This window comes from Arthrobacter sp. UYEF20, from assembly GCF_040546335.1.
Taxonomy (GTDB): Bacteria; Actinomycetota; Actinomycetes; order Actinomycetales; family Micrococcaceae; genus Arthrobacter.
Genome location: NZ_JBEPNP010000044.1, coordinates 1 through 12,641, shown reverse-complemented (window position 1 = coordinate 12,641; position 12,641 = coordinate 1). Strand labels below are relative to the sequence as shown.

The window sequence follows — 12,641 nt, the reverse complement described above, 5'->3', positions numbered from 1 at the left end:
GCCTCGACCTGTTCGTCCAGGTCCCGGGCCATGTTGGAGACCTGGGACTTGGACAGCCGGGTGATGCCCAGGGATTCGACGAGTTTCTCCATCCGCCGGGTGGAGACCCCGAGCAGGTAGCAGGTCGCCACCGCCGATGTCAGGGCGGCCTCGGCCCGGCGCCGGCGCTCCAGCAGCCAGTCCGGGAAATACGTGCCCTGGCGCAGCTTCGGGATGGCGACATCCAGCGTCCCGGCGCGGGTGTCGAAGTCCCGGTGCCGGTAGCCGTTGCGGGAGTTCACCCGCTCCGTCGAGGCCCGGCCGTATTCGGCGCCGCAGACGGCGTCGGCCTCGGCACCCATCAGAGCGGTGATGAAGGTCTGGAGCATCTGGCGCAGCAAGTCCGGGGACGCCTGCTCGAGCTGCTCCGACAGAAAACGGGTCGGATCGATAGAATAAGGTGCGGTCATCGCGGAGTTCTCCTTCAGGAAAGACATTGGACTGTCATTTCCAAGGATCACGCGGTGACCGCCTTCGCATCTGGCAAACACGCCCGAGGTGGGCCGTTACACCACGCTAATGGACGTAACCTCAGCGACTGGCCGCACTGCGCAGGCGGGACCCGGGTGGCGATGTTGAGATCGTGTTGAGTCCTCGTTGAGGTCGCTTCACTAGCGTTGTTCTGGATCTGACAAATGGATCTGACAACACAAACAGCAATCAGGAGGAAGCCATCATGACTACGACGCAGACTGGGCCGGCCCGCATCGGAGAGGCCACTATCGCCGAGTTCGCCGCCGGCCTGCGCGGCACGGTCGTCAAGCCAGGGGACGCGGACTACGACCACGAACGCAGCATCTGGAACGGGGCCCACGACCGCCGCCCGGCGCTGATTGCACGCTGCGCGGGTGTGGCCGATGTGATCCGCACGGTAGATCTCGCACGCAGCGAAGGGTTGCCGCTGGCGGTTCGCGGCGGCGGCCATTCGATCCCCGGATTTTCCACCGTGGACGACGGCGTCGTGCTGGACATGTCGCTGATGAAGGGGGTCCAGGTGGACCCCGCCCGCCGCCGCGTGACGGCGCAGGCCGGCTGTACCTGGAAGGACGTGGATGCAGAGACCCAGCAGTTCGGGCTTGCGGTGACCGGTGGCCTGGTGTCCTCGACCGGCATCGCCGGCTTCACCACCGGCGGCGGCATCGGCTGGCTCGTGCGCAAGCACGGGCTGGCCAGCGACAACATGGTGGGCGCCGACGTCGTCACCGCTGACGGGCAGTTTGTCCAGGCCAGTGCCGACAGGCACCCCGATTTGTTCTGGGGACTGCGCGGCGGCGGCGGCAATTTCGGTGTGGTGACGTCCTTCGAATATCAATTGCACGAAGTGGGGCCCACCGTCCTTTCCGGCTTGGTTTTCTACCCCGCAGAAGAGGCGGAGCAGGTGTTGCGCGGCTACCGGGCAGCCTGCGCGGCGGCCCCCGATGAGCTGACGACGCTGGTCAACATGACCACGGCGCCGCCGGTCCCGTTCCTGCCGGAATCGGCGCACGGCAAGCCAATCAAGTCAGTCCGCCTTTACCTGCTTCACCGGGTTCACAAGTGAAAAAAGCGAAGACACGGAAACCAGTTTTCCAAGTAAACCAAGAGTTGTTGGGTTTACTTGCTTCAAAAGTGAACCCAGTGAACAAAGTTGGCCCGCCTTTACCTGCTTCACCGGGTTCACAAGTGAAAAAAGCGAAGACACGGAAACCAGCTTCACAAGCAAACCCAGCGTTGCTGGCTAGGCTGGAATCACCTGGAAAGGGGAATAGATGAAACACGATCTGGACCGCGGTGCCCTAAGCCGCGTTATCGCGGTAATCAACGGCAAGGGGGGGGTTTCAAGACCGGCCTCGTGGCCAACGTAGGTGGACTCCTCGCCGAGGGCGGATCGCGTGTGCTCCTCGTGGATCTCGACCCTCAAGGAAACCTCGCCGAAGACCTCGGCTACGCCGATCAAGGTGACGGCGGCAGAAGCCTGGCGGCTTCGCTATGTTTCGGGGGAGAACCCGATCTGTTGACCGGCGTACGACCCAGCCTTGATGTCATTGCCGGCGGGCCCCATCTCGATGATGCTGCGGCTTTCCTTGGAGCCAAAGCCCAGAAGGATCGTGACGCTGCGCAGCTGGCCCTGGCTAAACTGCTTGCCGGTGTCGCGGGGGAGTATGATCTGGTCCTGCTTGACTGCCCGCCCGGAAATGAGCCCCTGCAGGCAGCGGCGGTCGCTGCCGCCCGCTACGCGCTGGTGCCGCTGAAGACGGATATGTCCAGCCGCAAGGGTGTTGCCGCCGTCGCGGCACGCATGGACAGCGTCGTCGGTCTCAATCCCTCTCTGGACCTACTGGGCGTTGTCCTCGTCGGTACCGGTACGAATTCCAAGCAGGTTCACAAGGTCACCCGCGACCATCTCACCGCCGATTTTGGCACCGACGAAGTGTTGTTCCCGATGAGCATCCGCCACGCGGAGGCCACCGCCCAGGCGTGCCGTGAGCGTGGCTTGCTGGCCCATGAGCTCGAGCGGGAGCTCAGCAAGGGGCCGAAGTGGTGGGAGGTCCTGCGCGGTGAGGCGAAGGCCGGCAATGCCGGGCCAAAGTCGGCTTCCAGCGTGGCCGAAGACCTCCACGCAGTCGCCATGGAAGTGACCCGTCGCATCGCCGTCGCAGAATCCCAGGAGGTCAACGCGTGAGCGCCGAACCGACGCCCAGCCGACCCGCACTCGGATTGCCCCCGCGGCGCACGGCAGCGCCGGCCACTGAGGCGCCGCTGGCACGGATGCTCCCCGGACACCGGCCGGAGACGCCGAAGAAGGCAGACCCCAAGGACACCGAAACAGCGAATATGACTGTGAGTATCCCCACCGCGCTGCGGAACCGGGCGCGGGCCGCGTACCGGGCGACCAGCTACGCCGAAGGGGATAACACCTGGAGTCACTTCGTGGCGAAGGCGATCGAAGCAGAGACGGCCCGCCGCGAAAGCGAGCACAACGAGGGCGAGATGTATCCGTCCTGGGGTGAAAATCTTCCTGGCGGTAGGCGGCTCAAGGACAGCTGACGCATCACGGCCTAGTCTTTCATGGCGGGCAGGTGCGGGCGGGTTCAGGATTTCCCTGACCTCCAATTTGCGTCCGTGCGGATCGACAGGAGTTTGTGGCCCTCCGGAATCTTTGTCGTGCTTCCTCGTAGGTCTTGCCCTGGGCGCTGACGCGTTCGTAGCTGCTGTCCGGGGCCTAATCGCGCCTGTTATCTCCACCTGCCTGCGGGAAGCCCCAGAGCCTCCAGCACCTCCCTGGTCACCTGATCCCTCGATCCGACCGGTGCCGGCAAAACCCGATGGGCCGTGCGATGGAAGCCCGCTTTGAACGCATTCGCCACCACTTTCACCGACCTATTCCCGGCCACCGGCGGACGATCTTGCCGAGGCATACGCCAGGGGCTGGGAAATCGAGTCCTGCTACGACGAACTCAAGACCCACCAGCGCGGCCCGGGCATCGTGCTGCGCTCCAACCCCGGACGGGGTGCTGCAGGAAATCTAAAGTTACCGGGCGTACTTTGCGAGCACCACAAGATAATAGATCTTGTAAAATCCCCGGGAGAAACATGAAACGAATACTGGTTGCGCTCATGGGTGCGCTCACGCTTGTGGCTGCGGGGCCCCTCACCTCCGCCCAAGCCACCGATTCGAGCGTCACGCCCGCGCAGGTTCAGACCGGGTTCTCGGTCTCAGCCTATGGGTCGTACATTGTCAATGCCGACAAATCCCTGGTCTCGGGTCCGACGGCCCTCTCAGTCATCTCCTGCACCTCGGCCACCGGCAAAACGTCCACCAACAACGTTGCGGCCGTGAATGTCCCGGCAGTCGGTACGGTCGGTATCGCCGCGACAAGCGTCAAGACGCTCCTGACGACCACGGGCAAGCGGGCCGAAGCGAGTTCAACGGTAGCAGGGGCCAACCTCCTGGGTGGACGGATCACTGCCGGCGCCATTACGTCCACGAGCTCGGCCGACAAGAGCACCACGGGCGGGTTCTCGGGCGCCAACCAGACGACGATTGCCAACCTCAAGGTGCTGGGTCTGCCGATTGGCGTCAGCCCGGCCCCTAACACCATCATCGACCTCAAGGACCCGCTGCTTGGCTCGCTCGGCACAATCACGCTCAACGGTCAGGAGAAAAGACTGGTCAACGGCACGTATCAGGTGTCCACCACCGCTGTGCGGGTCCAGATCCTCAAGTCCGGCCTGCCCGGTCTCAAGATCGGCACGGATATCCGACTTGGCGTCAGCACTGCCCGGCTCACACCCCCTCAAGCCGGCTACCTCACGGGTAGTGGCTTCAGCACCAAGGCATCGCTGCTGAACGGCCTGGTGGGATCCGGGGCAACGGCCTATGCGCCCGTAAAGTGCGCAGGCGGAACCAGTACGGCGAACGTCGCCGGGGCCACCATCCCCGGTGTCCTGACCGCGGGGGCGGCCACGACCAATACCACGGGAACATTGACGCCCACGCTCAAAGCCTCCGTGACCAACACGCTCGCGGGATTGAACGTCACCGGGGGTCTGGTCACGGTCGACGCCATCAAGGCAGAAACGTCGGCCAGCCGGGCTCCCTCGGGCGGCACAGTGACCCTGACCGATACGTCGACCTTCACCAACCTGAAGATCAAGGGATTTGCCGCGATCAACGCCTCCGTTGCCCCCAACACGGTGGTTCAAGTGCCCGGACTCGGCCAGGTCACGCTGCACAAGGTGGTCAAGACGTCCTCGAGCATCACTGTCACCATGATCGAGATCGTCCTGAACCAGGCTGTGGGATCCCTGCCGACGGGCTCGAAAATTCAGATCGGTTACTCCAGATCGGGAGTGCGCGACTAGCACTTAGGCCGAAGTTCCGTAAGGCCACGGCCCGGGGGATCGTTGAGATTCCCGGGCCCGTGGCCCCTCCTTTTGCACCATTAATGAGAAAGTCCCCTATCTAGCGCGCGGGCCGCTCTTGGCCCGTTCCGCGCCCAAGGCTGCCCCCGTGCGGGTCTTTTTGGCTTTGGCTGCGCCCTTGCGCATCGTGACGGCTGCACTGGGGTGTGTGCCCTCGCTGCGTTCCGCAGCGGCGCGCCCTCGGACTTGGGTTTCGTTGGCTCCGGTAGTTGCCAGGGATGCGGCGGAAGCTTGCTGGCGTTCCGCTGAGCCGTAGGCGGTGGCCGACGTGCTCTCTGATTTCAGGCCCTGGTCTTTGAGTCGGCTGCTGTCGGTGCCGGTGACGCGGTTCTCGATTTCGCGGCCGACGCTTTCCACGCGGGCGAAGAGTTCCTTTTCGGCTCGTTGGTACCGCTGCTCCACGGGCGTCCGCTCCGTGCCTTTGAAGCCGCCCTCTGCCAGGAGTTTGGCCTCGTGCATGTCCTTGGCTGCTTGGACGAACGCGGGATCCTCGAAGTGTGAGTCGCCGGCACCGTTGATGTTCGCGGTGGTCCCCTTGCGCGGCTCCGTAACCGCGCTGGTGAAGATCCGGCAGCGGATCACGGACCTGAAGGAGCAGCTGGCCGAAGCTGAACGGGAGGATATGCGCGCTTACGTCCGTGCCACGAAGGACCGTATCTACTTCAAACCAGCCAACTCGTCGAAGAGATTCAGTGCGCCCCCGAATGGTCGATTTGGTCCGGTAGGGGCGGTGACCGCCGGCTGCGAGTAGCCCGACAGGTCCCGGGCAGGCCTGGTGCCGGCCGGTGGCCTGGACCGGCTGCTGGACGGTGCCGGATCTATGGTGTACCCCGGCTCCGCGGCCCTAGGCCCGGCATCGGAAACGCCCGCACCGGGGCCTATCTGCCCGGCCTCTCCGTCGGAGAAGGGTTCCAGCTCCTGCACCGGATCCTCAAGCGGCGCGTCGACATTCTCCTGCCCGAGTCCCTTCCGCGATCTGGCTTCTGAGGGGTTTCCGGCGTATTGTGAGCACACATTTGAGCGTGATAGCTGGAAAACATGGCGCCGAAGAAACGAATAGGATCTCGTCTGGTCGCGGCCTTTTGGAGGGTCATCGGATTCTTTACGGTGAGCGCGATCTGCGGCGTTCTGGCCGCCAGCCTAGTGGTCCCCGGTGTGGCCGCCACCGGCGTCGCCGTCCGTAATTCGATCATATTCTTCAACAGCCTCCCCTCTGAGCTGACGGTCGGCACGCCGTCGCAGTCAACCAAGGTGCTGAGCGCGGACGGGAAGACGATCGCCACCTTTTACGCGGAGAACCGCGTGAAGGTCGGGCTGGACCAGATGTCCCCGTTCATCAAGGACGCGATAGTCGCCATTGAGGACAGCCGCTTCTACGAGCACGGCGGGGTGGACCCGCAGGGGATTCTCCGGGCGCTGACGTCGAACCTGACCAGCGGCGGCCAGCAGGGCGCATCCACGCTGACCCAGCAATACGTCACCAATGTGCTCAACGAATCGCTGTTGTCGGCGGACCGGGGCGATCAGGTCATCCTCAGCGGGCAGAAGAGTATCGGCGTCAAGGTGCGCGAAATGAAGCTCGCCATCGAACTGGAGAAGAAGTACACCAAGGATCAGATCCTCGAGGGCTATCTCAACATCGTGTTTTTCAACCGGGACGCCTACGGTATTGAGGCCGCGGCGCACCACTTCTTCAGCACAACCGCCAAGGATCTCACCCTGCCGCAGGCCGCCCTTCTTGCCGGCTTGGTGAACAGCCCCAGCTTCTACGATCCGGCCGTCCACCCGGAAAACTCCATCCAGCGACGCAACCAGGTCTTGGCCAAAATGCTCAGCCTGGGCAAGATTACGCAAGCTGAACATGACGCCGCCGTCGCCACCGGAGTGGACCTCAAGATCACCCAGGCGCAGCAGGGTTGCGCCGCTGCGGAAATAGGACCGTATTTCTGCGACTATGTCTCGCACCTCATCCTCAACAACCCGGCGTACGGCGTCGACCCGGCCGACCGCGAGAAATTGCTGTACCGCGGCGGCCTGACCATCACCACCACGCTGGACAGTCGACTGCAGGTGGCCGCGCAGGCGCAGGTCGACGCCACGGCCGGGGCCAACCCGGACAAATGGGGTGCGTCGCTGGTGTCTATCGGGCCGGGCACGGGCAGGATCCTCGCGATGGCGCAAAACACCGTGTTTCTCCCCGCACCCGGGAAATTCGATACCCAGCTGAACTTCAACGCGGATTCCAAGGACGCCAACGGCAATGACCTGAACGGCGCCGGCGGGTTCCAGCCCGGGTCCACCATGAAACCGTTCACGTTCGCGGAATGGCTCAATGAAGGCAAGTCCATGACCACTGAAGTGGACGCCTCCCGGCGGTCATATCCCCTTGATTTTCCGTGGAAATCCAGCTGCGGCAAGGTGCTCGGTGCCTACGACACGGCGCAAAAGAATCTCGGCGCCGCGGACGACCTCCAGAACAACGATGAGGGATACTACCGCCCCATGCCCGTCAACTACGGGCTCTACAACTCCATCAACACGGCAACCTTCGCTGAGGCCGCCCAGCTGGACTTCTGCGGCATCCAGAAAATGGTGGACGCCGTGGGGCTCCACAGCGGCGTGGATAACGCCCCGGTGAACATGCTCCAGCTGGGCAACCTGCTGGGTGCCATCGGCGTCGCGCCGCTCCACCTGGCTAACGCGTTTGCCACCTTCGCCAATGACGGCACGTACTGCGCGCCGGTCGCCATTGTGGACGTGACCGATGCGGCGGGACGGAAGCTTCCGGCCGAGACCAGCAACTGCCACAACGCCGTCAAGCCCGAGGTTGCCCGCGGAGTGAACTCCGTGCTCCAGGACGTGCTGAAACGGGGGTCCGGCGTCTACATCGAACCCAAGGTCCAGGGTCAGTTCCCGGTGGCGGCAAAGACCGGCACCTCCAACAACAACGGCGCAACCTGGGTGGCCGGCTACACCACCGGCCTTGCCACCGCCTCCTTCTTCGGCGACACCCTGGAAGGTCAGAAACGGCCCGGCCAGAACGTCACCATCAACGGCACGTTCTACAAAAACATCGACGGTTACATGCTCGCCGGCCCGCAGTGGGCCAACTACATGGCACAGGTCGCCGCGCTCTACCCGGCCGCCGCCTTCCCGCCACCGCCCGAGTCCATGACCAAACCTCCGCAATGACGCTCCATGACGCACCCGTCACCTACGTCCACGGCTGGGCATCCGGCGTGGAATCGGGCTGGCCCTTGGTGGCGAGGATTGTGCGCCGGGCAGCGGGAACCTTGGACGTGTTCCCGGGGCCCGGCGGTAGTTTTGAGGTGTGGCTGCCGGCGAACCCCCACCTCCGGACAAGGGCAGGAGAGGCGGGCATTGATCAAAACATTGGTGGTTGACGACGACTTCAGGGTCGCCGGAATCCACGCGGCCCGTGTGGCCAAAGTTGAGGGCTTCGAATGCGTGGGCCAGGTCTACAGCGCCGCAGCAGCGCGCGAAGCAATCGCCCGTCTACACCCGGACCTGCTCCTGCTGGACGTGCACCTTCCAGACGAGGACCGACTCTCCCTGCTGCGGTCCCTGCAGGCAGCTGGAACCAAGGTCGACTGCATAATCATCACTGCCGCCCAGGACCTGGCCACCGTCAAGTCAGCCATGAGCAGCGGCGCAGTCTATTACCTCGCCAAGCCCTTCAGCTCCGACCGGCTCCGCACCAACTGGAGGCATACCAGAGATGGCGGCAAGAGTTGGCGTCCGCATCAACCGCTAACCAGGCAACCGTCGACTGCCTCTGCAACGCGCGCTCCGCCGGGGTCAGGTTCGCCGCCCCCGCGCCGCGCCTGCAGCCCACCATGCAAAAAAGCGCTCGACGCCGTCCGTGCCGCCGACGGTCCCGTCAGCGCCGCGGAGATCTCCGACCGGCTCGGGATCAGCCGCCCGACCGCCCAGCGTTACCTCAACGCACTCGAACGCAAGGGCCTTCTCATCCTGGACCTCACTTATGGCAGCACCGGCCGGGGCCCGTCAGTTCGCGATGATCCCGTCTCCCCGCATTGTCTTCCCGGAGAAGACGTCCGGTGAGACGATGCCGTTATGAACGACAAACACGAAGGAAGCCCGCGCGACGGCCTGCACCAGCAGGCACATGGAGCGTTGCCGACCCCGCACCAGGTCCGGACCGTCGGGCACCGCCGGCGGGAAGCGGAAGGGTAGCTGGATCACCAAGCGTAGGAAAACCAACAAAAGGACCCTCATGAGCGATCCCGGAACTGAACAGCCCTTCGGTGAACCCGAAGATCCCCGAACCGACGACCCGACTAAGAAACCGGTGCAGGAACCGCCCATCACGGAGGACCCCGACGGCACTCCGGTGGAGAACCCCTCGGGAGGCTGAGAGCCTCCAAGGTGCCGGAGGGGTGCCGGAGGGGTGCCGGAGTGAAGGCTGTCGGGGTTTCAGCGCCAGCGCCCAAGTGGATCTCTCCTTCCTTGGTGAAGTGTGCAGCGACCTCCTCGCCTTGCGCAACGACGTGGGACTTGCTCAGCGAGGAATGGGATGTCTCTGGCGGCGGGCAACTGGGCAACACCCGGCCTTCCGCCACTTTCGCCCTGGTCGTCACCACCGCCCGGACGGGCTCCCCGCTGCGGCCGCCGAACTACCGGAGAAGGACCGTAAACCCTACCCCCGTTGGACGAGTTAGGGGACTAACCAACGCAGCGCTCCTATACTCATCCCTGAGTAAAGGAGCGCTTCCCGGAACGAACCTACATCCCCACACTCAGCACAAGTGAGCTGCTGCGGGGAGATGGAACGGCTTTCGGGACGGTGCACGGCTAGTTGTCGCGGCCAGTTCGTGTTAAACCGTCAGGGTGGGGACATCGGGTTCGGTTCGACGTAGGATTCGCTTACGGGAAGGGACCTCCGTCATGAGGCTTGAGGGCTGGCATCTGATCATCATCATCGTTCTTGTTCTGGTCCTTTTTGCTGCGCCAAGGCTGCCGGGTATGGCCAGGAGCCTGGGCCAGTCGATGCGGATCTTCAAGTCCGAAGTCAGCGAAATGAAAAAGGACGGCCCTCCTGAGACGGACCCGGCTAGCTCCGATGCCGGCGAAGGCGAGGTCGTGAACCACCCGAAGTCTACGGGCGCCGCGAGCGGCACCGGAAGCGGAACCGACGTTCCGCCGTCGAACCGCGCCTAGGACGCCGTGGCAGTCAGCAAGAGCCGCTCGTCCAACCCCGAGGGTCGCATGGCGCTCCTTGACCATCTTAGAGAGCTGCGGAACCGGCTCTTTAAGTCGGCGATCGCCGTCGTCCTCGGGACTGTGGCCGGTTTCTTCGTGTATCAACCGATGCTCGCGGCCCTGATCAAGCCGATCCGGGACCTGAACGGGCATGAGGGCCGGCAGGCGTCACTGAACTTCGACGGCGTCGCGAGCTCCTTTGACCTGTTGATCCAGGTTTCGGTGTTCCTGGGCCTTATCGTCGCCAGCCCCGTCTGGCTGTACCAGCTGTGGGCTTTCATCGTGCCCGGGCTGCATAAGAAGGAGCGGCGGCTGGCGCTGTCCTTTGTCGCGGCGGCCGTCCCGTTGTTCGTCGGGGGCGTGTTGCTTGCGTGGCTGGTGCTGCCGAACGCGGTGCGCGTACTGACCGACTTCACGCCTTCGGGCGGCTCGAACTTCATCAGCGCCCAGGTGTACCTGTCCTTTGTGTTGCGCCTGCTGCTGGCGTTCGGCCTTGCTTTCCTGCTGCCGGTGGTGTTGTTCGGGCTGAACCTGGCCGGGCTGGTCAAGGGAGCGCAGCTGCTCAAGAGTTGGCGGATCACCGCGTTCCTGGTCTGCCTCTTCGCGGCCATGGCCGCGCCCGGCGCTGACGCGATGAGCATGTTTTACCTCGCCGTGCCCATGCTGGTGCTCTTCTTCACCGCCATTGGGATGTGCCTGCTCAATGACCGCCGTCGGGAGAAGCGTGCGGCCAAGGTTGTTGCCGAGACCGAAGCCACCGCGGACCAGGGCACTTCCGGCGCCGAATTGAAGAACCTGTAGCCCGCGGTACCCGTCCCGGATGCACGTGCTGACGGCCAGGCAACAGGGTGCAACCCGGACCGGTACTTCGACTGTCCGTGACGGGGCCACCGGCTTCGGGAACAGTTTGACGCGGCCGGCTTCGGCGGGCGTCCTGGTGCAGATCATTTGCCTCTGCCGCGCCGTAGCCGGCGCGCTCGGCCAGCAGCTGTATTGCAGGATTCAGAGGTCCGTCGACGATCAGCCCGTCGACGTCGAGGGTGCGCTCTTCTTGGAGGCGAATGGGTCTCCGGGAAGTGACGAGGAGGGTGATGCCCTCAACGGTGAGCAGTAACGAGGAGGCGGCCGCCACGCCTGCCACGACATGCTCGGCGTTATCGAGCACCAGAAGGGTCCGCGTGTTGGCAAGGACCTCGACCAGACATTCGAGGTCAGTATTGAGGCAGCGGGCGATGGTCGGGATGACGTCTCCAGGCGATTCGGCAGCAGTCAGGTCAACGAAGATGACAGGGCGGCCGTGACCGGTGGCGATCCGCCGGCCGGCTTCGATGGCAAGCCGGGTTTTCCCGATTCCGCCGGGGCCGAGCAAGCTCACCATGCGGTTTCCGCCCGTGAAGAGTTCGACCACGGCATCAACTTCGTGGTCCCGCCCTATCAGCGGTGTGCCCGGCACCGGCAAAGACAGCGTCGGGGCCGGCCGTGGCTGCTCCGGCTCCGGGTAGCCGTTGAGTACTTGAGTGAATAATTCCTGGGTCGATCCAGAGGGCGTGATGCCGAGTTCGTCGCGTAGGCGGGTCCTCAGACCCTCGTAAACTGCCAGTGCTTCTGCGTGTCGCCCGCTCATGGCAAGGGCCCTCATGAGTATGACATGGACGGGTTCGTTCAACGGATCCCGGGTCGATTCCACTTTCAGAGATGCAATGGATTCTTCCGACTGGCCCAGGCCCAGGAGTGCCCGCGCACGGCTCATGACCACAGATGTCCACAGTTCCCGGGCCGCGTGTCTGCAGGTTTCGGAGGCATTAGATGCAAGTCCCATTAGCGGTTCACCTTTGAACAAAGCTTCGGCGGCCGCTGTCGTATCCAATGCGGAACCGTATCGTCCAGCGTCCAGATCGTGGCGGGCCCGCGCTATGAGTTGCTCAGCGTCGAACCAATCCACTCGGATCATGTCGGTACGTAGGCGATATCCGGCACGGGTTCCTTCGAGAATCCCGACCCCCAACTGCCTTCGAAGTTTCGAAACGCCGACCTGAATAGCGTTCCTGGCTGTTTCGGGACCGATATCCCACACGGCCTCGATTAGCGATTCAGGGGTAACGATCCGGCCGCGGGCCAGAGCGAGATGGGCCAGAACAGCGGCTGCAACCCGGCCCGGAGGAGCGGCAAGGGACGCGTGGTCCTCCCCCACCACAACTTCCCCCAGAAGTCGAACAAACAACGGAACCACCCCTTCGGCAATGACATTGAAGTCCGATGCGTATCCGCATTGTCCACCGGACAGAGACGAAACTCCAGCAAACAACCCACCGAACGGAGCGCCATCGCATCTAGATGAACTCGTCCTCCTTCTGGGGGATGCGGCCGTATGGTTTTGTGAGACAGCTTGTTAGGAGCCCTTCTTCACAATGACCGACCGTAAGAGGTATAGCCAGAAGTACAAGGACGACGCC

The 12,641-nt window shown here is 63.8% G+C and carries 12 protein-coding genes and 1 pseudogene; 10 read left to right on the top strand and 3 right to left on the bottom strand.

Annotated elements, in window-relative coordinates:
- Positions 1 to 449: transposase (locus ABIB26_RS23020; RefSeq protein ID WP_354248462.1), on the bottom strand; the 449-nt coding region annotated here is incomplete at its 3' end.
- A 266-nt stretch (positions 450 to 715) separates the two neighbouring features.
- Here ABIB26_RS23020 and ABIB26_RS23015 point away from each other — a divergent pair.
- From ABIB26_RS23015 to ABIB26_RS23000, 5 genes and pseudogenes are all read left to right on the top strand, one after another.
- On the top strand, positions 716 to 1,579 hold the full coding sequence (locus tag ABIB26_RS23015) for an FAD-binding oxidoreductase (protein WP_354248458.1): 864 nt from the start codon (positions 716 to 718) through the stop codon (positions 1,577 to 1,579).
- 192 nt (positions 1,580 to 1,771) lie between these two features.
- Positions 1,772 to 2,701, top strand: a complete 930-nt coding sequence (locus tag ABIB26_RS23010; RefSeq protein ID WP_354248460.1) for a ParA family protein — start codon at positions 1,772 to 1,774, stop codon at positions 2,699 to 2,701.
- Positions 2,698 to 3,066 (top strand): ParB family protein, encoded by a 369-nt coding sequence (locus ABIB26_RS23005; RefSeq protein WP_354248456.1) that lies wholly within the window; start codon positions 2,698 to 2,700, stop codon positions 3,064 to 3,066. The genes ABIB26_RS23010 and ABIB26_RS23005 overlap by 4 nt, the downstream gene beginning before the upstream one ends.
- 349 nt (positions 3,067 to 3,415) lie before the next feature.
- Positions 3,416 to 3,545: pseudogene (locus tag ABIB26_RS23825) on the top strand (IS4 family transposase); the annotation flags it as partial.
- A gap of 67 nt (positions 3,546 to 3,612) precedes the next feature.
- Positions 3,613 to 4,884 carry a choice-of-anchor P family protein gene (locus ABIB26_RS23000; protein WP_354248455.1) on the top strand — a complete coding sequence of 424 codons (1,272 nt, stop codon included), beginning with the start codon at positions 3,613 to 3,615 and terminating at the stop codon, positions 4,882 to 4,884.
- Positions 4,885 to 4,980: 96 nt separating this feature from the next.
- On the opposite strand, the gene ABIB26_RS22995 is transcribed toward ABIB26_RS23000, so the two are convergent.
- Positions 4,981 to 5,526: a hypothetical protein gene (locus ABIB26_RS22995; protein WP_354248454.1), complete on the bottom strand. Its 546-nt coding sequence runs from the start codon at positions 5,524 to 5,526 to the stop codon at positions 4,981 to 4,983.
- Between the two features lie 456 nt (positions 5,527 to 5,982).
- On the opposite strand from ABIB26_RS22995, the gene ABIB26_RS22990 reads away from it, so the two are divergent.
- The 5 genes from ABIB26_RS22990 to tatC all read left to right on the top strand — a co-directional run bounded on the left by ABIB26_RS22990 (position 5,983) and on the right by tatC (position 10,989).
- Complete coding sequence (locus ABIB26_RS22990; RefSeq protein WP_354248452.1) at positions 5,983 to 8,136, top strand: transglycosylase domain-containing protein; 2,154 nt, start codon at positions 5,983 to 5,985, stop codon at positions 8,134 to 8,136.
- A 189-nt stretch (positions 8,137 to 8,325) separates the two neighbouring features.
- Entirely contained in the window at positions 8,326 to 9,030 is a 705-nt protein-coding gene (locus tag ABIB26_RS22985; protein WP_354248450.1) for a response regulator, read from the top strand.
- A 172-nt stretch (positions 9,031 to 9,202) separates the two neighbouring features.
- On the top strand, positions 9,203 to 9,343 hold the full coding sequence (locus ABIB26_RS22980) for a hypothetical protein (RefSeq protein WP_354248449.1): 141 nt from the start codon (positions 9,203 to 9,205) through the stop codon (positions 9,341 to 9,343).
- A gap of 530 nt (positions 9,344 to 9,873) precedes the next feature.
- Entirely contained in the window at positions 9,874 to 10,146 is a 273-nt protein-coding gene (gene tatA, locus ABIB26_RS22975; protein WP_354248448.1) for a Sec-independent protein translocase subunit TatA, read from the top strand.
- Positions 10,147 to 10,152: 6 nt separating this feature from the next.
- Positions 10,153 to 10,989: a twin-arginine translocase subunit TatC gene (gene tatC, locus ABIB26_RS22970; RefSeq protein ID WP_354248446.1), complete on the top strand. Its 837-nt coding sequence runs from the start codon at positions 10,153 to 10,155 to the stop codon at positions 10,987 to 10,989.
- Here tatC and ABIB26_RS22965 read toward each other — a convergent pair.
- Positions 10,889 to 12,409, bottom strand: coding sequence for an AfsR/SARP family transcriptional regulator (locus ABIB26_RS22965; protein WP_354248444.1), 1,521 nt, complete (start codon positions 12,407 to 12,409; stop codon positions 10,889 to 10,891). The genes tatC and ABIB26_RS22965 overlap by 101 nt on opposite strands.
- Positions 12,410 to 12,641: the final 232 nt, after the last annotated feature.

What these genes read in the sequence shown, in the direction of transcription:
- ABIB26_RS22990 (WP_354248452.1), top strand. Translation starts at nt 5,983, where the DNA reads ATGGCGCCGAAGAAACGAATAGGATCTCGTCTGGTCGCGGCCTTTTGG.
- ABIB26_RS23000 (WP_354248455.1), top strand. Translation starts at nt 3,613, where the DNA reads ATGAAACGAATACTGGTTGCGCTCATGGGTGCGCTCACGCTTGTGGCT.
- ABIB26_RS22980 (WP_354248449.1), top strand. Translation starts at nt 9,203, where the DNA reads ATGAGCGATCCCGGAACTGAACAGCCCTTCGGTGAACCCGAAGATCCC.
- tatA (WP_354248448.1), top strand. Translation starts at nt 9,874, where the DNA reads ATGAGGCTTGAGGGCTGGCATCTGATCATCATCATCGTTCTTGTTCTG.
- ABIB26_RS23015 (WP_354248458.1), top strand. Translation starts at nt 716, where the DNA reads ATGACTACGACGCAGACTGGGCCGGCCCGCATCGGAGAGGCCACTATC.